19 protein-coding genes and 3 tRNA genes are annotated in these 20,035 nt (G+C 56.2%); 8 read left to right on the top strand and 14 right to left on the bottom strand.

What is annotated here, in order from left to right:
- Positions 1-176 precede the first annotated feature (176 nt).
- Both GOW98_RS04965 and GOW98_RS04960 read right to left on the bottom strand, forming a co-directional pair.
- Positions 177-253: transfer RNA gene (locus tag GOW98_RS04965), tRNA-Asp, on the bottom strand.
- Between the two features lie 44 nt (positions 254-297).
- Positions 298-374, bottom strand: a tRNA-Asp gene (locus GOW98_RS04960).
- A 338-nt stretch (positions 375-712) separates the two neighbouring features.
- Between GOW98_RS04960 and GOW98_RS04955 the strand changes: the two genes are divergently transcribed.
- The 3 genes from GOW98_RS04955 to GOW98_RS04945 all read left to right on the top strand — a co-directional run bounded on the left by GOW98_RS04955 (position 713) and on the right by GOW98_RS04945 (position 2,912).
- Positions 713-1,441: a porin gene (locus tag GOW98_RS04955; protein ID WP_170329962.1), complete on the top strand. Its 729-nt coding sequence runs from the start codon at positions 713-715 to the stop codon at positions 1,439-1,441.
- 132 nt (positions 1,442-1,573) lie between these two features.
- Positions 1,574-1,648 (top strand) — tRNA-Val (locus GOW98_RS04950).
- Between the two features lie 187 nt (positions 1,649-1,835).
- The gene (locus GOW98_RS04945; RefSeq protein ID WP_170329961.1) at positions 1,836-2,912 is read left to right on the top strand and encodes a hypothetical protein; all 1,077 of its coding nucleotides are present in this window, start codon (positions 1,836-1,838) and stop codon (positions 2,910-2,912) included.
- 184 nt (positions 2,913-3,096) lie between these two features.
- Here the strand turns inward: GOW98_RS04945 and lon are convergent, their stop codons facing one another.
- The 4 genes from lon to GOW98_RS04925 all read right to left on the bottom strand — a co-directional run bounded on the left by lon (position 3,097) and on the right by GOW98_RS04925 (position 8,339).
- Positions 3,097-5,505, bottom strand: coding sequence for an endopeptidase La (lon, locus tag GOW98_RS04940; protein ID WP_170329960.1), 2,409 nt, complete (start codon positions 5,503-5,505; stop codon positions 3,097-3,099).
- A 223-nt stretch (positions 5,506-5,728) separates the two neighbouring features.
- Positions 5,729-6,106 carry a DUF6636 domain-containing protein gene (locus tag GOW98_RS04935; protein WP_217359381.1) on the bottom strand — a complete coding sequence of 126 codons (378 nt, stop codon included), beginning with the start codon at positions 6,104-6,106 and terminating at the stop codon, positions 5,729-5,731.
- Positions 6,107-6,232: 126 nt separating this feature from the next.
- Complete coding sequence (gene tgt, locus GOW98_RS04930; protein WP_170329959.1) at positions 6,233-7,363, bottom strand: tRNA guanosine(34) transglycosylase Tgt; 1,131 nt, start codon at positions 7,361-7,363, stop codon at positions 6,233-6,235.
- Positions 7,364-7,427: 64 nt separating this feature from the next.
- Positions 7,428-8,339 carry a nucleoside hydrolase gene (locus tag GOW98_RS04925; RefSeq protein ID WP_170329958.1) on the bottom strand — a complete coding sequence of 304 codons (912 nt, stop codon included), beginning with the start codon at positions 8,337-8,339 and terminating at the stop codon, positions 7,428-7,430.
- 184 nt (positions 8,340-8,523) lie between these two features.
- Between GOW98_RS04925 and GOW98_RS04920 the strand changes: the two genes are divergently transcribed.
- From GOW98_RS04920 to GOW98_RS04910, 3 genes are all read left to right on the top strand, one after another.
- Positions 8,524-9,414 (top strand): SPFH domain-containing protein, encoded by an 891-nt coding sequence (locus GOW98_RS04920; protein ID WP_170330220.1) that lies wholly within the window; start codon positions 8,524-8,526, stop codon positions 9,412-9,414.
- A complete protein-coding gene (locus GOW98_RS04915) occupies positions 9,414-9,692 on the top strand; it encodes an NfeD family protein (protein ID WP_170329957.1) in 279 nt (92 codons plus the stop codon). The genes GOW98_RS04920 and GOW98_RS04915 overlap by 1 nt, the downstream gene beginning before the upstream one ends.
- Before the next feature lie 95 nt (positions 9,693-9,787).
- Entirely contained in the window at positions 9,788-10,150 is a 363-nt protein-coding gene (locus GOW98_RS04910) for an SUF system Fe-S cluster assembly protein (RefSeq protein ID WP_170329956.1), read from the top strand.
- A gap of 227 nt (positions 10,151-10,377) precedes the next feature.
- Here the strand turns inward: GOW98_RS04910 and GOW98_RS04905 are convergent, their stop codons facing one another.
- Entirely contained in the window at positions 10,378-10,704 is a 327-nt protein-coding gene (locus GOW98_RS04905; protein ID WP_254437905.1) for a hypothetical protein, read from the bottom strand.
- Positions 10,705-10,884: 180 nt separating this feature from the next.
- Between GOW98_RS04905 and GOW98_RS04900 the strand changes: the two genes are divergently transcribed.
- Positions 10,885-11,250, top strand: coding sequence for a HesB/IscA family protein (locus GOW98_RS04900; protein ID WP_170329955.1), 366 nt, complete (start codon positions 10,885-10,887; stop codon positions 11,248-11,250).
- Here the strand turns inward: GOW98_RS04900 and GOW98_RS04895 are convergent.
- Positions 11,247-12,158 carry an isopenicillin N synthase family dioxygenase gene (locus tag GOW98_RS04895; RefSeq protein WP_170329954.1) on the bottom strand — a complete coding sequence of 304 codons (912 nt, stop codon included), beginning with the start codon at positions 12,156-12,158 and terminating at the stop codon, positions 11,247-11,249. The two genes, GOW98_RS04900 and GOW98_RS04895, sit on opposite strands and share 4 nt — an antisense overlap.
- 124 nt (positions 12,159-12,282) lie before the next feature.
- Here GOW98_RS04895 and tpiA point away from each other — a divergent pair, with 124 nt between their 5' ends.
- Entirely contained in the window at positions 12,283-13,032 is a 750-nt protein-coding gene (gene tpiA, locus GOW98_RS04890; protein WP_170329953.1) for a triose-phosphate isomerase, read from the top strand.
- A gap of 8 nt (positions 13,033-13,040) precedes the next feature.
- Here the strand turns inward: tpiA and GOW98_RS04885 are convergent, their stop codons facing one another.
- The 6 genes from GOW98_RS04885 to GOW98_RS04860 all read right to left on the bottom strand — a co-directional run bounded on the left by GOW98_RS04885 (position 13,041) and on the right by GOW98_RS04860 (position 20,013).
- Positions 13,041-13,352, bottom strand: a complete 312-nt coding sequence (locus tag GOW98_RS04885) for a DMT family transporter (RefSeq protein ID WP_170329952.1) — start codon at positions 13,350-13,352, stop codon at positions 13,041-13,043.
- Positions 13,353-13,513: 161 nt separating this feature from the next.
- Positions 13,514-14,890, bottom strand: a complete 1,377-nt coding sequence (locus tag GOW98_RS04880; RefSeq protein ID WP_170329951.1) for a TRAP transporter large permease — start codon at positions 14,888-14,890, stop codon at positions 13,514-13,516.
- Positions 14,890-15,567, bottom strand: coding sequence for a TRAP transporter small permease (locus tag GOW98_RS04875; protein ID WP_170329950.1), 678 nt, complete (start codon positions 15,565-15,567; stop codon positions 14,890-14,892). Before GOW98_RS04875 ends, GOW98_RS04880 begins: the two co-directional genes overlap by 1 nt.
- Before the next feature lie 112 nt (positions 15,568-15,679).
- Entirely contained in the window at positions 15,680-16,681 is a 1,002-nt protein-coding gene (locus tag GOW98_RS04870; protein ID WP_217359377.1) for a DctP family TRAP transporter solute-binding subunit, read from the bottom strand.
- A gap of 372 nt (positions 16,682-17,053) precedes the next feature.
- Positions 17,054-18,283 carry a sigma-54-dependent transcriptional regulator gene (locus GOW98_RS04865; protein WP_170329949.1) on the bottom strand — a complete coding sequence of 410 codons (1,230 nt, stop codon included), beginning with the start codon at positions 18,281-18,283 and terminating at the stop codon, positions 17,054-17,056.
- Positions 18,280-20,013: a sensor histidine kinase gene (locus GOW98_RS04860; protein WP_170329948.1), complete on the bottom strand. Its 1,734-nt coding sequence runs from the start codon at positions 20,011-20,013 to the stop codon at positions 18,280-18,282. Before GOW98_RS04860 ends, GOW98_RS04865 begins: the two co-directional genes overlap by 4 nt.
- Positions 20,014-20,035 lie beyond the last annotated feature (22 nt).

The following is a 20,035-nucleotide window of genomic DNA, read 5'->3' as shown; positions in this document are numbered from 1 at the left end:
TTTGGCCCCCAACACACAAGTGTCCTAGAAATAGGCGAGCCACACCGAGTCTCCAACAGAAAAGTTAGAACAAAGTGTGAACTATCGGATTATTGCCGACATCTCCTGACATCAAAACCCTGAAACAAAACATGGCCCCCAACAGGGGTGGAAATTTCATCGCTTTCGGAAGGAAATGGCGCGGTTGACGGGGCTCGAACCCGCGACCCCCGGCGTGACAGGCCGGTACTCTAACCAACTGAGCTACAACCGCGCATCTATTTCATGGCCTTTATCCTGGACCAAGGATGGCAGCGATGGCGCGGTTGACGGGGCTCGAACCCGCGACCCCCGGCGTGACAGGCCGGTACTCTAACCAACTGAGCTACAACCGCCCGCTGCCCGTTCGTTGCTGAACGTTGGGGTGTATTATGGCTACGCTCGGGCAGCGTCAAGCGGCGTTTTGAAGTTTTTTCTGAATTCGCGAATTTTCCCTGACGAGAAGCAACTACGTACCGGTCTGGGTTGCACCAAAATCCTCAGGCGCCGTGAATTTCCGGCGACGATTTAATACCTAGTCCCCTTTTCAACCGTCGAATGTGTCACCGACGCAACAGCACAGTGAAATTGCTGCAGCGCAATACAATTCCCCAATACGGGAATGTAGTGCTGCACCCGCAAAGTGCTCTCATTTAGACACTTTACAAGACAATAAAACAAACGGAGAAGAAACGTGAAAAACGTGTTTATTTACTGCGTGTTGACCGCATCTATTTCAACCACGGCGGCCCATGCAGTAGAGGTAACCGGTGGTTATCTGGATTTGGGGTACTCGACTTTTACAGACAGTGACTTTGGAAATGCGTTCAACCTGAACGGGTCTGGCGAACTGGCCTTCTCACGTTCATTCAGCACGCAATTGGATCTTGGCGGGTATCGTTTTCAGGACGCCGACGAAAACGTGTCCAGCTGGACACTGCATGCCAATTTGCACACAAGCGTTAGCGCTTCTCTTGGTGCCTACTATGGGCGTGACTACGTAGATGGACCAGACCTTGAATTCTATGGTATCGAAGCCTGTTTTGACGCCGGGCCAGCGGAAGTCGAGGCATATCTCGGTCGTCAGCAAGTGGTCGATTTTTCTGATGTTGATGGAACGCTCTTTGGTATCGCCGTTTCGACGGACGTTAGCGACCAATGGCAGTTCACTCTCAGCTATGACTTGATAGACGACCTCTACGGCCTGCTCGACTATGACCTCTACACGCTTGGCGCAGACTACTACGTTCTGGATAACACTATCATCTATGGTAATCTTGGGGTTGCTCATATTTCGACCCCTATCGCGTCTGGTAGCACAAACGAAGCTTATGTCGCTGTGGGAGTTCGCATGAACCTCGGCAACAAACGCGGCACGACCTTTAACCGACGTGGCGTTGTAGACAAGCTTCCGGGTCTCTAACCTGCTGTCATGGGTTAGCTCCCAACGCAAACTGCATTTGCGGCAACTGCAAGTGCCGCGTTTTTCCGGTCGACAAATCTGTCGACCGGCCTCTTGCGCAGGCTGAGGACTCTCTGTAATACGCCGCCTTACGGGTGATTAGCTCAGTGGTAGAGCGCTTCGTTCACATCGAAGATGTCAGCGGTTCAAATCCGTTATCACCCACCATCACTTTCGCAATTGTTGAGCGCCACTTATTTGGTACGCAGGTCTGAAAAGACGGCAATTGACCTGACGCTCGAAAAAGAACCTCGCTGTCTCGGCCATTTTGATCACTACGTTGGGCAACTTGCGTTTACTCAGAGACCGAGCTACGGCTATGCCCAATACTCTGTGAGCCAAACGAGCAGGTTTATTGAAGACGATCATTCACATTGGAATGCCTAAGACAGGCAGTACGGCGCTCCAAAAGGCCCTTTGCGGTGCGCGCAAAGAGTTGGCCAAAAATGGTGTGTTGTATCCAATTCAAGGCAAACAAGTGAACCACGGGCTGCTTGCTGGTGCAGTTCGCCCTTATGAGGTTGCTCCGAGACGTTTTCGAAGATTTTCAGAACAGGAACTCAACTCACGCGTTGAGGTTTTTCTTGAAAACTTGAAAAGTCAGATTTCAGGGCACGATTCTGATCTGTTAATTCTCTCTTCCGAATACCTATGGCCTGTGGGGCAATACCATGCCGGGCTGGAAAAGCTCCAGTTTTTGCTGAAACAGGTCGGAATCGAAAATCCGGAATTCGTCGCGTATGTCAGGGGGCCATCCAGTTACTATTTGTCAGCTACTCAGCAGCGTTTAAGAGCATCATCTACGTTTCGACAGCCCGGAAATTACAACATAACTGCCAATCTTGACGCATATTCAGAGTTTTTCTCGAATTCGAAATTTTCCGTTCGCTTGTTCAACCGCGAAGCTTTGGTCGGCGGCGACATTATTTCTGACTTTATGTCGCTGCATAGGCCAGACCTGCAGGGAATCGTGTCGAAGGCCGCAAAAAAAATCTCGACCAATGAATCGCTGTCTGCTGAAGGAATGGTGTTGATGCAGCAGTTTCGAAGGCATTTCTACGCGGACCAAGATGACCGAATTAACAAGCAAACACTAAGGTTCATTAATCAGTTACGCCGTGTAGAGAAGAGGTTAAATCTGCCTCGTCCCATGCTTCGACCTGAGGTCGCCGAATATACAGATTATTCAGGCACTGGGCCATTAGAACTGCGTGATCGCTATGGCATCGTTTTCCCGAATCTAGACTATAGCCGCCTTGAGAGAGGTGAGTTCGCTAAAAAGCCTCAGGTCGGAGGTGACGTTCAGGACGTTGTACAAGTAAGCGATGAACAACTGGAGCAGATGGTAAGCCGCCTTTTGCGGACCTATCTCAGTCTAAATCCCACCCTGAGAATATGGTTGCGATCCTTACCTTTTGGTAAAACGGCTTAATCCGCTTTAGCCAGTTTTAGAACGTCGCGCAAATAGGCCGATCATTTCTTCAGCAACCGTGATACACGGCAGCAGGAACAAGCCTATTCAAAATCTAAGATTACACCTTTTGCAGCTGAAAAACGCATGACAGCAATTGTTATAGATGAAGGACGGGGCTGTCGCCCCGTCTTCCCATTTAAGATCAATGCGCTGTTGCCGAAGGCAAAGAGTCCTCAGACGCATTAGCAGTCGCCGCCGCAGCTTCTTCCGCAGCCTCGTCCCACTCAATCGGCTCAGGCTTGCGCACGAGAGAATGTTCCAGAACCTCCGAAACGTGTTTGACCGGAATGATTTCCAGTCCCTCTTTCACGTTATCCGGAATTTCTGCCAGATCTTTCTCGTTTTCTTCGGGGATCAGAACCGTTTTGATTCCACCGCGCAGCGCTGCCAGCAGCTTCTCTTTCAGCCCTCCAATCGGCATTGCATTACCGCGCAGCGAAACTTCACCGGTCATGGCGATATCCTTGCGTACCGGAATCCCGGTCAGCACCGACACGATCGAAGTCACCATTGCCAGACCGGCACTCGGGCCGTCCTTGGGCGTCGCCCCATCTGGTACGTGGACGTGGATATCCAACGTGTCGAATTTCGGCGGCTTCACCCCGATCCGGGGAGAGATTGACCTGACATAAGACGAAGCCGCATCGATGGATTCCTTCATCACATCGCCCAGCTTACCGGTGGTCTTCATCCGCCCCTTGCCAGGCAGTTTCAGCGCCTCGATATGCAACAGATCGCCACCGACCGACGTCCACGCCAACCCGGTGACGACACCGACCTGATCGTCCTGTTCGGCCAGACCGTAACGGAACTTGGGCACGCCCAGGAACTCATCAAGATTGTCGGGCGTCACAGTGACCTCTTCCGCCTGCTTCTTGATGATCTTGGTCAGCGATTTCCGCGCCACCTTGGCGATTTCACGTTCGAGGTTCCGCACGCCCGCCTCGCGGGTGTAAGTGCGGATGATCTTCTGCAATGCCTCATCGGTGAGTTCAAATTCCTTGGCCTTCAGGCCATGGTTTTTGACCTGCTTGTCGATCAGGTGCTGCTTGGCGATCTCGCTCTTTTCCTCTTCGGTGTAACCGGCCAGAGGGATGATCTCCATCCGGTCCAGCAGAGGCCCAGGCATGTTGTAGCTGTTCGACGTGGTCAGGAACATCACGTTGGACAGGTCATATTCGACTTCCAAGTAGTGATCCATGAACGTGCTGTTTTGTTCCGGGTCCAACACCTCAAGCATGGCTGAGGCCGGGTCGCCACGGAAGTCCTGCCCCATCTTGTCGATCTCGTCGAGCAGGATGAGCGGGTTCGTGGTTTTCGCCTTTTTCAGTGCCTGGATGATCTTACCGGGCATCGAGCCGATGTAGGTCCGACGGTGACCCCTGATCTCGGATTCATCACGCACACCACCCAGCGAGATGCGGATGAACTCGCGCCCCGTGGCCTTGGCAACCGATTTCCCCAGCGATGTCTTACCCACACCCGGAGGGCCAACAAGGCACAGGATTGGGCCTTTCAGCTTTTTCGAACGCTGCTGTACCGCGAGGTATTCGACGATCCGTTCTTTGACCTTCTCAAGCCCATAGTGATCGGCGTCCAGAATGTCCTGAGCGCGACCCAGATCCTTTTTGACGCGGGACTTGGTGCCCCACGGCAGCGACAGGATCCAGTCCAGATAGTTGCGCACGACGGTGGCCTCAGCCGACATCGGGCTCATGTTGCGCAACTTTTTCAGCTCGCCTTCAGCCTTTTCGCGCGCCTCTTTCGACAGCTTGGTCTCATTGATCTTGGCTTCCAGCTCGGCGACTTCGTTGCTGCCGTCCTCACCATCGCCAAGTTCCTTCTGAATGGCCTTCATTTGCTCATTCAGATAATACTCGCGCTGTGTCTTCTCCATCTGGGATTTGACGCGGGTCTTGATCTTTTTCTCGACCTGCAGGACCGACATTTCGCCCTGCATCAGGCCATAGACCTTCTCAAGCCGCTCGCTGACTGAGAGCGTTTCCAGCAGTTCCTGCTTTTGCTCTACCTCAATGCCCAGATGGCCTGACACAAGGTCGGCCAGCTTAGCAGGCTCGGTGGTTTCACCGACAGCTGTCAGAGCTTCTTCGGGGATGTTCTTGCGGACTTTGGCATAACGCTCGAACTCATCCGCGACGGTGCGAAGCAGCGCTTCGGTCGTCGTGACATCGCCCGGAATTTCGGTCAGATACTCGGCGCGGGCTTCGAAAAACTCTTCGTTTTCAAGAAATTCGGTGATCTGCACGCGCGCCTGCCCTTCGACCAGCACCTTTACGGTGCCATCGGGCAGCTTCAGCAATTGCAGAACATTGGCCAGAACGCCGGAACGGTAAATACCGTCAATGGCCGGATCATCATCACCGGGGTCAATCTGGCTGGACAGCAGAATCTGCTTGTCGTCCTGCATCACTTCTTCCAGTGCGCGGACGGATTTTTCCCGACCCACGAACAGCGGCACGATCATATGTGGGAATACCACGATATCGCGCAGCGGAAGTACGGGGTATGAGGAATTCAGAGGCTCTTGCATGCTCTATCCTTATCGTTGGCAAGATGGCTCCGGTCCCTGAATAAGGCAACGCTTGGCCATCTCCTGTCTTGGACGATAAAGGTGGGGCCTCATCGCCCTTTTTCAACCTTACCGTCGTTTATCGCGTTTCAGAATGACCCGAGGTTTTCCGGACTGCAAGGCGTCCGGTGGACATATCCACCGATTTTAAAAAAACATACCAACCGAGTTGAAAAAGCGCGCGCTAGAACACCCTTTGGACCGCGCGGGACAGGAAAAAGCCGTGACCGTCTTGATTCCTACACTCCAACCCCTTTTTCGAGGAATGGCAGGTGAACCCACCAAACTCTCCGGTTGCGCCATATTCGGCCCTGCTGAACCCGTCGCGATTTCGGTTGAGTGGTTGGCACATCATCTGAACCGGTCCGGTATTCAAGATGAAGAAATCATGCCCCCAATCCGACTGGCAATCCGCAGGACGCGGCATGGCGGGGGTGCCCCGGCGTTCAATAATGGTGCAGTAAATGTCCGATCCATTCAGTTCTTGCCCAACCGAGCATTGGATGTTTTCGGACGGTGTTTCAAACGTCCAGACATCCGCATGAGAGACTGACGTTAACAATGCGAAAAGGCCGAAAAAAGCACAAATCGAGGCATCAGAACCACCAATACAAAACCTGAAACTGACTTGATTAATCCGAGCCTAAACTAGCAAGACAACAGCGTTTTGTCACCAACGGTCCGCTTGTCAGAGCGGCTCGATATCTCCCTGCGCCCGCTGCGCGTGGAACTCGGCCTGCCATGCTTCGAACGTACCCGCCGCGATGGCATCACGCATGCCCTGCATGATTTCCTGAAAGTAATGCAGGTTGTGCCAGGTCAGCAGCATGCCCGAGATCATCTCGTTCGAGCGGAACACATGGTGCAGATACGCGCGTGAATAGTTCGAGCAGGCCGGGCATGTGCACTGCTCGTCCAGCGGGCGCGGGTCATCGGCGTGGCGGGCGTTTTTGATGTTCACGACGCCGCGCCGAGTGAACACCTGCCCTGTGCGGCCCGAACGTGAAGGCAGCACGCAATCCATCATGTCGATACCGCGCGCGACCGCGCCGACGATATCGTCGGGTTTGCCAACACCCATCAGGTAGCGCGGCCTGTCGACCGGCAGGAAATCGGGGGCGTAGTCAAGGCAATCGAACATGGCCTCCTGCCCCTCGCCCACGGCCAGACCACCGACAGCATAGCCTTCGAACCCGATCTGCTTGAGCGCCTCGGCGCTTTCCTCGCGCAGGTCCTGTTCCAAACCGCCTTGCATGATGCCGAACAGCGCGTGGCCCGGGCGATCTCCGAACGCCTCACGAGACCGCTTGGCCCACCGCATCGACAGGCGCATCGACTCGGCGATGCGTTCCCGATCCGCAGGCAAGGCCGGGCATTCATCGAAACACATGACGATGTCCGAGCCCAGCAGACGCTGGATCTCCATCGAACGCTCGGGCGTCAGTTCATGCTTGGACCCGTCCACATGGGATTTGAACGTCACGCCCTTTTCGGTCAGCTTCCGAAGCCCGGCCAGCGACATGACCTGAAATCCACCCGAGTCTGTCAGGATCGGACGTTCCCAATTCATGAACTTGTGCAAACCACCCAATCGGTCGATGCGTTCCGCCGTGGGCCGCAGCATCAGATGATAGGTGTTGCCCAGCAGAATATCCGCCCCGGTGGCGCGCACGCTTTCTGGCATCATCGCCTTGACCGTCGCCGCGGTGCCCACAGGCATAAAGGCAGGCGTCCGCACCTCGCCGCGCGGTGTGTTAATCACGCCGGTTCTGGCCTTGCCGTCGGTGGCTTTCAGGTCAAAAGAAAAACGCTCGGTCATGGGGTTGCCTCGGGGTCGCTGAAACGGGTGGGATGTGCCTGATCTGTCGGACCATTGCAACCCGTCAGGGCAGTGACGCGACGCGCTCTGTAAACAGATGCACGACCCCTGCCCCGTCCACATCCCGGCACACGCGGATCGCGGGCCGGGACAGATCGGGACGGGTCGCGCCCATCTCTGGCCCCTCAGTCACCACGCTCAGGCCGGTTTCAACCATCTCGAACATCTGCTCGTGTGTGCAGGCAATCACCGCAGTTGAATCGTGCAGGCCGCAGCCTTCCAGCCCGCCGACCTCTTTGTAGAAATTCAGATAGAACTTGGAGATATCGCGCAGAAACCCACCCATATCTTGGGACCTTTTGGCCAGCGCCTCGAAATCGGCGGTTTCATAGAGGGTTTTCAACGTCACATCTAACCCCACCAGAATGGTTTCCGGCGGCGCGGCAAAGACAATATCGGCGGCCCGGGCGTCGTGGTAGATATTGGCCTCAGCGTGTGGATTCACATTGCCGGGACAAAAAATCGCGCCACCCATGACAACCAACCGACTGATATTGCGAGCAAACTCAGGGTCTAACTGCATCGCCAGCGCGACATTAGTCAACGGGCCAACCGCACAGACGACCAACTCGCCCATATAGCGACGCGCCGTATCAACCAGAAACTCGGCCGCAGACATATCGTGGTTTGCGCCGATTTCAAGAATTTCAGTAATGTCGCCAAAGCCCTCTGGGCCGTGCACGTGTTCGGACGGGGCGTGGTGACTCTGACTTAGCGCGTATGAGGCACCCTCGGCCACCGGCGCGTCCAAGCCCAGTTTATCCAACAAAAACCGTGCATTGCGGCTGGATTGGTGCACATGGGTATTGCCAAACACCGTGGTCAGCCCAATCAGTTCAATTTCGGGTGCAGCAGCGGCATAGGCAATCGCCATGGCATCGTCGATGCCGGGGTCTGTATCTATGATCAGTTTCATCTCTGCCCGATACCGCAAACACGATAGGATGCAAAGCGGTCACATTCCGTAACATCCAACTTGCATCCGTAACTTCATAGATTTGCTTCTATGATCTTTCACCCCATACCAGAATTGAAATCGGGCGACTCAATCCCCACATGTATACTATAGTACACAATAAAAGAGGACAGATATGATAGGCATTAACGAAGACCAGATTATTGGATTGTTGACGTCAAACATCATTTATTTGCTGGCAGCGGTTTTGATCATCGTTGTCATTTTCAAGGGCATCAAGATCGTTCCGCAATCCGAGAAATACGTGGTCGAACGGTTCGGACGCCTGCACTCGGTGCTTGGTCCGGGCATAAACTTTATCGTTCCTTTTCTTGATGTTGCCCGCCACAAGATATCCATCCTTGAGCGTCAGTTACCCAATGCAACGCAGGATGCGATCACCAAAGACAACGTTTTGGTACAGATCGACACCTCGGTGTTTTACCGCATTCTCGAACCTGAAAAGACGGTGTATCGTATTCGTGACGTAGATGGTGCGATTGCGACAACCGTGGCTGGTATCGTTCGGGCGGAAATCGGTAAAATGGATCTGGATGAGGTCCAATCGAACCGTGCGCAGCTGATCACCCGCATTCAGGAAAGCGTTGAAACCGCCGTTGATGACTGGGGCATTGAAGTGACCCGCGCCGAGATTCTGGACGTGAACCTGGATCAGGCAACCCGTGACGCGATGTTGCAACAGCTGAACGCCGAACGCGCCCGCCGCGCACAGGTGACCGAAGCGGAAGGCCAAAAACGTGCAGTTGAACTCAGCGCCGATGCCGAGTTGTACGCCGCCGAGCAAACCGCCAAGGCCCGCCGCATTCAGGCCGAGGCTGAGGCTTACGCAACCGGCGTCGTTGCCAAGGCCATTCAGGACAACGGCATTGAGGCCGCGCAGTATCAGGTCGCCCTGAAACAGGTCGAGGCGCTGAATGCCTTGGGCAATGGCACCGGATCGCAAACCATCGTCGTACCCGCCAACGCGCTTGAGGCCTTTGGCGATGCCTTCAAGATGCTGAGAGGAGGAAAATAATGGCCGATCCCTTCTGGCTGACCTGGTGGATCTGGCTGGCCGCAGCGCTAGCGCTTGGGATTCTCGAGATTGTCCTGCCCGGATTTATCTTTTTGGGCTTTGCAATCGGGGCAGCCATCACCGGGTTGCTGCTGGTTATTCCGGGAATGGTACCCTCGCTGCCGGTTTTGTTGCTGATTTTCGCAGCATTGTCCTTGATCGCGTGGTTGGTGCTGCGGCGTGTTTACTCCCTACCCCATGGTCAGGTGAAAACCTTCCGGCACGACATCAACGACTAAGAACTGCAGGCGCCCCTCAGGGGCGTCATTGCACCTCTGGACGCTGCCTCAGGCTTTCCCTATATAATTGCTCAGGAACCAGACCCGAGGCACGAATGACTCATCCGAGTGAACATCTGGAAGGCACACCGCTGATTGCGCCTTCGTCCATCGAGCATCCCCTGTACGACGCAGTGGTAGAAGCCTGCCGTACGGTCTTTGACCCTGAAATACCGGTCAATATTTACGATCTGGGTTTGATCTACACGATAGACATCACGCAGGAAAACGCGGTGAAGGTCATCATGACGTTGACTGCCCCTGGTTGTCCGGTTGCCGGGGACATGCCCGGTTGGATCGTCGAAGCGATTGAACCCGTCGCGGGCATCAAGGAAGTTGACGTAGAACTGACATGGGAACCGCCTTGGGGCATGGAGATGATGTCAGACGAGGCGCGACTGGAACTTGGCTTTATGTAAGCCGGACGGAACAACCCCCTGTCGCAAAAGATTTATCTTTCTGTCACTAACCCGTCGGAAAACCGTTACCAACTCTGGGAATAGTTCCGGCGTGCTGTTATTTGCATCCCATTGCGCCACAGCACAGGCCGGGAGGAATTGCACGTCCCCCATGGTCCCCGGCCGGACGACATGAATAAGAGACCGCTCTTGCCCGGGAGCGGTCTTTTCTTATTGTATTGAAAGGGTTACTGAACGCCGCATTCAGACTTGATTTTAGCGGCACGCTCATCCAACGCATTTACATAATCGCCGGCTAACATGGACAGCCTCTTGTTTTCAGTGCCGGTCACCAATCCCAAAAGTGCCCCGGCGGGAGTAAGGGCAGCCACACTTTCAAGCTGTTGATCCTGCGCGTGTTTTTTCTCGGCCGCAATCGCGCGTAAATCACCTTCGGCGGTGGCGCAATTGACCGGATGCGTTTTTTGCGCAGTTTCGGCCAACGCCGCACCTGCAGCTAGCGCAAGAATAGACGCCAATACTATGTTTTTGCGCATAACTTTGCCTTTAACCATCCCACCTCACCTTATTTCAAACCATCTGAAAACCCATACGCTCAGCTAAGGTCACCTGCTTTCAAAAGGCAAGCACCATTCCTTGGAGGGCAGAAAAGTTAGGTAAGCAGCACTGCTATGCCTTGAGCCATCGCCCTGTCGGCACTAAATTGAATGCTACGCGCGACAACGGAGATCACAATGTTCGGCATTCCCGGCAAACAGGCCGTGACCATGACGCCCAAAGCGGCAGAGCAGATTGTCCGCCTGATGAAATCAGGTGGTCACGCTGGCTTGCGCATTGGCGTTAAGAAAGGCGGTTGCGCCGGCATGGAATACACCATGGACTATGTCGATCAGGCTGACCCGAATGACGAGGTCGTCGAACAGGACGGCGCACGGGTCATAATTGCGCCGATGGCGCAGATGTTCCTGTTCGGGACTGAGATCGATTATGAAGTTTCTCTGCTGGAATCGGGTTTCAAGTTCCGCAACCCGAACGTTGTCGATGCCTGCGGTTGCGGCGAGTCGATCAAGTTCGACGAAGGGCTGACGCCCCAATCCTAAGATGCCTGAAGGTGAACGTAGGTTTCATTGAACCGACGGGTCAGATGATCGCCGGCGCGAATAGTCTGATCTGAGTTCGGCGGTGCCACGTTGGTATCGTAGGACGGGTTGAAAAACAGCGGCACGGACAAACGTTCCTGCGAACCACCCACTACGCGATGCAGAGTGGCTTTGACTTGTCCCGTCGTCCAGTACTCCAGCATTTCACCAAAATTGATGATGAAGGTCCCCGGCGCGGCCTCGACCTTTGCCCAGCTGTGGTCGGGCATCCGAACCTCAAGCCCCGAGGTGCCGTCGGTGGCCAGCAATGTCAGACAGCCGTAATCCGTATGGGCGCCGATGCCAAAGTCGCGCTCTCCGGCCCATTCCGGGCGTTGTGGATAGAAATTGCCCCGCAGCAGTGCCATCGGCGTATCAAATGCGGTGTCAAAACTGTTTTCTGCACGCCCCAGCGCAACCGCAATCGCGCGCAGAACCCGCATCGCAACCGCGCAGGCATCGGTGTAGTAGGTCTGGATCGTGCCCTTGAATGTGGGCGGGCGATCCGGCCACAGGTTCGGGGCATAAACACCCAGATCCGCAGCGGCATACGGACTGTTCGCAGGCAATTCAAAACCGCAATCGAACACCTCTTTGAAATCTGGATTCGCTTCTGGATCGACTTGCTCAGATCGAGACGCGCCCCAGCCGCGATTGGATCCGGTCAGCGCCATATCAACCCGTTTCTTTTCGGCCTCGGGTAGATGGAAGAACTTTCGATATGCGTCCAAAACCTGACGCACACGGTCACTATCCAGCCCGGTATTCGAGACGGTCAGAAAGCCCACCTCACCCAACGCGCGCAGCAGCTTGGCAAGTTCGACTGGATCACGTTGGTCCAGCTTTGTCAGATCAAGGTTGTCGATCATACGCCCGTTCCTTTCCGCGCGCGGACACTGCCGTTTTGCAGCCCGCTCTGCAACCGGAATTGTCAGCCCGGACTGGCGGTGCTATCGGGTTTGAAGAACAACTATACTTCAGGGAGATTGGGACATGCGGCTTAAGCTGGCGGCTGGCAATTGGAAAATGAACGGAACCACGGCGGCGCTGAGCGAATTGGAGGCTCTGGCCCGCGCATTCCCCAATCCAACTGTAGACGTGCTGATCTGCCCACCTGCCACCCTTCTGCACCAAGCGGCTGAGTCTGTGCGTGAAACGGGAATCACGGTCGGCGGTCAGGATTGCCATGCGGCAACGTCCGGCGCACACACCGGCGATATCAGTGCGGACATGCTGTTGGACGCCGGTGCAAACGCAGTCATTCTTGGCCATTCCGAGCGCCGTGAAGATCACGGAGAACAGAACGAGGATGTACGCGCCAAGGCCCGCGCCGCAATGGATGCCGGTCTGAAGGCTATCATCTGCGTCGGAGAAAGCCTGGAACAGCGCGAGGCCGCCAATACTCTGGACATCATCGGTGGGCAGATGTCGGGCTCGATCCCCGACCAGTCGACCGGTGAGAACCTAATCGTCGCATATGAACCGATCTGGGCCATTGGCACCGGCAAGGTACCCACGCTGAACGAAATCGGAGAGGTTCACGACTTTATCCGCACCCGCCTGGAACGGCGTTTTGGTGAAGGCGTCGGTCGGTCCGTGCGTTTGCTCTATGGCGGTTCGGTCAAACCGTCGAACGCAGAAGATATATTTGGCGTTTCGAACGTCGACGGTGCGCTGGTCGGCGGTGCCAGCCTGAAGGCGCAGGATTTCTCGGGCATAATCGACGCCCTGCAAAAGGCCTGAGCGCACGCTCAGGCCAATTTCATTGTCACTAGACCGGTCACGATCAGAACCGCCGCGATAATACGCGCGGCGTTTACTGTTTCGCCCAACAGCATGATGCCGACCAGAAACGCGCCCACCGCGCCGATTCCAGTCCAAATGACATAGGCCGTGCCCAGCGGCAGCGTCCGCATTGCCATGGCTAACAAGCCGAATGATCCGATCATAGACACACCCATGATAACGGTCGGCCAAAGCCGGGTGAAACCGGCGGATTGCTTCATTGCAACGGCCCAAACGATTTCCAGCAGGCCAGCGAGTAACAGAAATATCCAGGACATAAGGACACCTCATTGACGTTCGGGTCGTCCCGAATGATCACCCAGTATGGGGAGGTCGTCCTCAGCCTTTAACGTGGGAATGCGAGGCGCATCTTCAAGTGGCCTACAAAGAAAAAGGCCGGGCAGATCACGCTGCCCGGCCTGAACGCAGGATACCCCTGCTAGTTCGTTACAATTTCTGGCCCCATGAAGGTGTTGGGCAGGAAGGTCGATATCCACGGGATATACGTCACCATGATCAGGAAGACGAACAACACCGCCAGGAACGGCAGCGCCGCCTTTACGACGCTCATCATCGGCATCCCAGCCACGCCCGAGGTCACGAACAGGTTCAGACCAACCGGAGGCGTAATCATCCCGATCTCCATGTTCACCACCATGATGATACCCAGATGAATCGGGTCGATGCCCAGTTCGATGGCAATCGGGAACACCAGCGGCGCGACGATCACCAACAGGCCCGAGGGCTCCATAAACTGACCGCCGATCAGCAGGATCACGTTGACAACAATCAGGAAGGTCACCGGCCCCAGCCCCGCCGACAGCATGGCGTTCGCGATATGTTGCGGCACCTGCTCGTCCGTCAGCACGTGCTTGAGGATCAGCGCGTTGGCGATCACGAAAAGCAGCGTGACGGTCAGTTTACCGGCCTCAAACAGAGTGTGCTTTGTATCAGGGTGGAAGAACGCTGTGACCAGAGCATAGGGCTTTTTCAGCAGCGAAAGATTCTGCGTGCCTTCCTCGGTGCTGAGCGGCCCCATGTCCTTGTAGACAAAGCTGGCGATGAAGAACGCGTAGACAGCAGCCACCGCAGCGGCCTCAGTCGGGGTAAAGATACCGCCATAGATACCGCCCAGAATGATCACGATCAGGAAAAGACCCCAACCGGCTTCGCGCGCCGAGGTAAATACTTCGCCCCAGCCCTTCCAATCTCCTTTCGGCAGGTTCTTGACCTTGGCCATAACATAGATGGTGACCATCAGCATCAGACCGGCCATCAGACCCGGAATGACGCCCGCCAGGAACATACGTCCAACCGAAACCTCAACGGCTGCGGCATAGACAACCATCACAATCGACGGCGGGATTAGGATACCCAGCGTACCCGCGTTACAGATAACACCAGCGGCGAACTCCTTGGAGTATCCAACCTGACGCATCCCGGCGATGACGATCGAACCGATGGCCACCACGGTCGCGGGAGATGAGCCCGACAGCGCTGCGAACAACATACAGGCGAACACACCCGCAATCGCCAGACCGCCCGGCAAGTGCCCTACACAAGCAATCGAGAACCGGATGATCCGCCGCGCCACGCCGCCCGTCGTCATGAAGGACGAGGCCAGAATAAAGAAGGGGATCGCCAGCAGGGTAAAGTGCCCCTCGAACGCCTCGAACAGAGTACCCGCGACCGAGGCCAGCGAACTGTCGGAATAGATCAGCAGGAACAGGGTAGAGCTGAGGCCCAGAGCCACCGCAATCGGAACCCCGATCAACAGCAAGCCAATGACCATCGAGAAAAGAAGTACTACGTCCATTATTCATGCTCCCCCTGCTGAGCGCGCACTTCTTCAATTTCGTCCTCAACCTCGTGGCTGGCGACGATTCGATCGGTCTCGCCGCGCCAAATCTGCACCGCGACCTGTGCAAAGCGTATTACCAGCAGCAACATCGACAGCGGTAGAATGAAATAGGGAACGACCTTTGGCAGTTTCTCGTAATACTCGCCGTAGTTGATCATGTCTTCCAGGAACCGCAGCGGCGCGACCATGGGGATGTCGTCAACCTCGTAGAAGCTCTGACTACGGGCGTCGAAGTTTAACCCTGTCGGGAACCAGCGGCCCGAGGTGGGCGGCAGGTCGGCGAACACGGCCCAATAGTCATAGGCGCCCTTCAGCATCAAAAGCGAGAACACCAAACAGCAAGCCACAGCGATCAACGCCAAAATCCGGCGCGGCGCCGGGGACAGCATGTTCAAAATGGCATCCACACCCAGATGCGCGTGCTTTTTCACCGCGTAAGACGCGCCCAGCAGCACCAGCCAGCCAAAGGTGAAAACTGTCAGCTCAAGCGCCCACAGGATGTTGGAATTAAATACGAACCGCGCGATCACGTTGGCAAATGTCACGGCCGTCATAAGGCCCAGCAACAACGCAATCAGGGTTTCTTCGATATGGTCGACCAGCCCGCCTTGGCCGGGTTTCGCACCAGACATCTTTCTGTCCCCGCATTTTTTGAGATGAGAGTGATTGGGGCGGGCCTTTAACGGCCCGCCCGGCCTGCGCGTCGATAACTCCCCAGTCCCGGACGCGCGGCCTGTTTCGAGTTTAGAACCCGGCGTTGATGGCCTGAGCGGCGTCGATCTTGTCCTGACCTACGTCGTCGGCGAATTTGTCCCAAACCGGTTTCATCGCATCGACCCAGGCCTGACGCTGTTCTGGGTTCAGCTCACGGATGATGCCGCCTGCGTCGGTGATCGAGGCTTTGGCTGCTTCGTTCACCGCAAAGGCTTCCTTGTTCCGGGTCTCGGTCACTTCGGCCAGAATGGTCATGAACTGATCGCGAACCTCCGGGTCAAGGCTGTCCAGCCAGTCCACCGAGGTCACGACGAGATAGTCAATGATCCCGTGGTTGGTCTCGGTGATGCCGTCCTGAACCTCAAAGAATTTCTTCCCGTAGATGTTCGACCAGGTGTTTTCCTGCCCGTCAACAACGCCCTGTTGCAGTGCGCCATAGACTTCCGAGAAGGCCATTTTCTGCGGGCTGCCGCCAATGGCTTCCATCTGCGCAACCAGCACGTCAGAGGACTGAACGCGGAACTTCAGACCGTCCGCATCAGACGGGCTTTCCAGTGGCTTGTTCGCTGACATCTGCTTCATGCCATTGTGCCAGAAGGCCAGACCCTGCAGACCACGGCGCTGCATGCTGTCCTTCATCGCCTGACCGTCATCTGACGCCTGGAAAGCATCCACAGCGTCGATGTTCTTGAACATGAACGGCAGGTCGAAAAGGCGGAACTGTTTGGTGAATTTTTCGAATTTCGACAGCGAGGGCGCGGCCAGTTGCACGTCACCCTGCAGCATCGCTTCAAGCACCTTGTCGTCGTTGTACAGCGTGGAGTTCGGATAGACCTCCATACACATCACGCCGTTCATCTCGTCATTCACGCGCTGCTCCAGCAGCGATGCGGCAATACCCTTGGGGTGCTTGTCAGAGTTCGTCACATGCGCGAACTTCACGACGATCTCGCCATCCTCGCAGGCCGCCATGCCTGCGGTTGCGGTTACGGTCAGTGCAACTGCTGTTGCAGCCGTTGTCAGGAATTTCATCAGTCTTTTCCTCCCAGACTTACTTGGTCGTCCAATTGGCACCTGCTTGGCACCGTATGAGGCGAAGTGAACCGAATCGGAGGTTACGGCTCAACGTTTTGTTTCCTGTCGCGCATTTGCAGATTTTTTTGCTTTAAAACAAAAGATTAAAAGGATTAGGTTAAACTCCTCTTTTAAACCCCGGCACCCGCTGTGCGAAATTCCGCACAACCCCCGTGCTCGTTGTGCGGAAATCCGCACTCTTCTCGAATCAGTTCCGCAGAATCACTTCGTTGATGGGTCGTACCACCCGCAGCCCGCATCAGCGGACTGCCCGGCCCAACGCTTTTAACCGCATGAAAATGCGGTCAAAGGGGGCGGCAGCCGTTCTGATCACCTGCGAAAATCTTCGGGACGAATCTGGTACCGTGCCAGCTTGTCATAGAACGTCTTGCGCGGAAGTTTCAGCGCTTTTGCCGCATCCGAGGCCTTGCCATTGTGCCGACCCAAAGCCGCGATCAGCAATGATCGCTCCACCCGCGCCATCTGTTCACTCAACCCCAGATCAGTGGCCTGTGCGACCTCTTCCGGCATTCCCAGCACAAACCGCATCGCAGCCGACATCAACGACCGCGCGTTACCCGGCCAGTCGCTGGCCATCAGCGAGGCCAGATGTTCCGAAGAAATCTCTGGCTCCGCGATACCTGCCTGTTCGGCAGCCTGCGCCACATAGTGGCGAAAGATCACCGGAATATCCTCGGGGCGCTCGGCCAGCGATGGAATGCGCACCCGCATCACATCCATTCGATAGAACAGGTCCGCGTGAAACCGCCCCTCTGCCGACAGCGCAGCCAGATCGGCCGTCGTGCCAGCCAGAATACGCGCGCCGATACCTTGCTCGACTGCTTCTAGTGCGGCGTATTGCGTCGCCTCGGGCATTGCCGAAATCTCGTCAAGGAATAGTGACCCTCCAGCCGCATCCTCGCAGACCTGAACCAGCGCATCGGGCGTCAAACCGGCCGAGGGTCGTTTCACAAATGGTCCCTGCCCCTGCGGCGACATCAGATGCACTACCTCGGCCACTTTGGAAATCCCACTGCCCGCAGGGCCGTTAACCAGAACTTCGGCCCCGGTGGGTGCAACGCTCCTCACGCGCTCCCTCAAAGCTTCGGCTTGAGCGGACAGGCCGAACAACAGCCGAGCAGCGGGGTCGCCGCGCTCCAGCTCGTGTTTCAACGCGCGTTGTTCCAAAATCTGCGTGCGCGCGGCAAAGGCCTTGCCCAACACCTCCAGCAGGTCGGCGGCAGCACAGGGCTTTTCCAGAAAGTCGAACGCCCCCTGTCCCATGGCGCGCACAGCCATCGGAATGTCGCCCTCACCGGTCAGAAGGATGACCGGAAGGTCCGGGTCGATCTCATGCGCGTAGGTCAGCAGATGAAACCCGTCCCGCCCCGGCATCCGAATATCCGAGATGACAACACCAGGAAAATCAGCGCGGATATGATCCTTGGCCGCTACAAACGACCCCGCTGTGACTGGTGCGTAATCGGCCAGTTCCAATGTCTGCGCCAAGGCCTCGCGCACGGCGGCGTCATCGTCGACCAATAAAACCTTGCGAGTCATGCCACCTCGTCTTCCCGATAATACTCAAGTTCTACAGTGAACATCGCACCGGTCTGCGCGTTCGTACCGCGAATATTCCCCCCAAAACTCTGAACCAGACCATACGAAATCGAAAGACCCAGCCCCATTCCCTCGGACGATCCAACCGCCTTGGTCGAGTAGAAGGGTTCGAACAGTTTCTCGGTGTTTTCAATGCCGGGACCGATATCGCGCACTGTCACGGTCAGCCTGTCTGCGGCCTCAATCGCAATGCGGATAAGTCGTTCGTCCTGCTGGCTCATCGCGTCGGCGGCGTTGTTGATCAGGTTAACAAAGACCTGTACCAGCCGCACCTCGCCGCCCCACGCATAGACCGGCCCATCGGGCGGCTGCCAGTCCATCGTCACCCCTTCGGCACGCAGCCGCGCCTCGGTCAGTTCGACAGCCGTGTCGATCACTTGCACCAGATCAACCTTGCCCATCGGCTCATTTTCATTGCGGGCAAATGCGCGCAGGTTCTTGATGATCCGCGCCATCCGGGCGGCCATGTCAGAAATGCGCGTGAGATTCTCAGAGGCCTTTTCCTCACGCCCCCGCGACAGGAAGGCCGCCCCGTTATCGGCAAATTGCCGGATCGCCATCAGGGGTTGATTAAGCTCATGACTGATGCCCGCCGACATCTGCCCCAGAGCGCTGAGTTTACCGGCCTGAATAAGCTCCTCCTGCGCGTGCTTCAATGCCGTCTCCGCCTCTTGCCGCTCATGAACCTCGCGGCGCAGGGCGGTGTTGGCGGCGGTCAAAGCGCGGGTACGTTGCGCAACGCGACTTTCCAGCACCGCGTTGGCTTCGGCCAGAGTACGCCTGCGTTCTGTCGCCAGAAACAGCAATGCACCAAAGGCCAGACAGATCGCCGCAACAGTTGCCGCCTGCAAACCGGCCAGACGCCGAGCAGGAGCGACATCAACCAGCACCTCAGCCGTCATGTCGATTACCGGCAACTCCAGCATTAAGTGCAACGCACGGCTGGGCAGGTAGCGGCCCCAGTTAAGGCTCCAAAGTTCGTGCGGCCCAACCCGGGTTGCGGCGAAATCCACCTCACCGCCCTCAGGAGGCGTCAACCCTTGTTGTCCTTCGGCACGGCGCCAAAACAACAAATCAGACCTGTTCGAGATAAAGACCACGCCGTCGCCATCGATAAAGAACACCGCCTCGGTGCTGCCTCGCCAGGTTTGTTCGACGTCCTGCACGTCAGCAATAACCATCAGCGCGCCTTCAACCTGGCCCGAGGCATCAAAGGCTGGGGCCGCGTAGGAATAAATCCTGTCACCGCTGATCGGCAGGACGCCATGCGCGCTGCCCAAAGCTCCCTGCAGAGCACGCTGAAAGGCAAGGTGCTCGGCCATGTTATCCTGCTCAACGGGTTGTGCCGAGACCAGTACCTGACCGTTCTGGTCCAGATACATCATGTTCACGGCTGCGGTCTTGTCAGCCACGTCCAGCAATATCGCGCGGGCGGTCTGTTTCTGCACCGGGGTTTCAAGCTCTTGCAGTGTCGGATGATTTGCCATCAGTACGGCCAGTTCCTGATAGACCTGCATCTGCGTGCTTAGCCGGTCAGCGGCCAGTTCAAGATCGGCTTCTGCCTTTTCACCTAGCTGAGACAGCGCCTGTCGATAGCCATAAGACCACACCCCGGCGGACAACAGCCCGACGGCACACAGAAATCCAAGGATCACCCAAACCCGTTGCATGGTATAGGGTCTTGCATTCAGC

It is taken from the genome of Ruegeria arenilitoris (assembly GCF_013032445.1).
Classification (GTDB): domain Bacteria; phylum Pseudomonadota; class Alphaproteobacteria; order Rhodobacterales; family Rhodobacteraceae; genus Ruegeria; species Ruegeria arenilitoris_F.
This window is presented reverse-complemented; position numbering and strand designations above follow the sequence as displayed.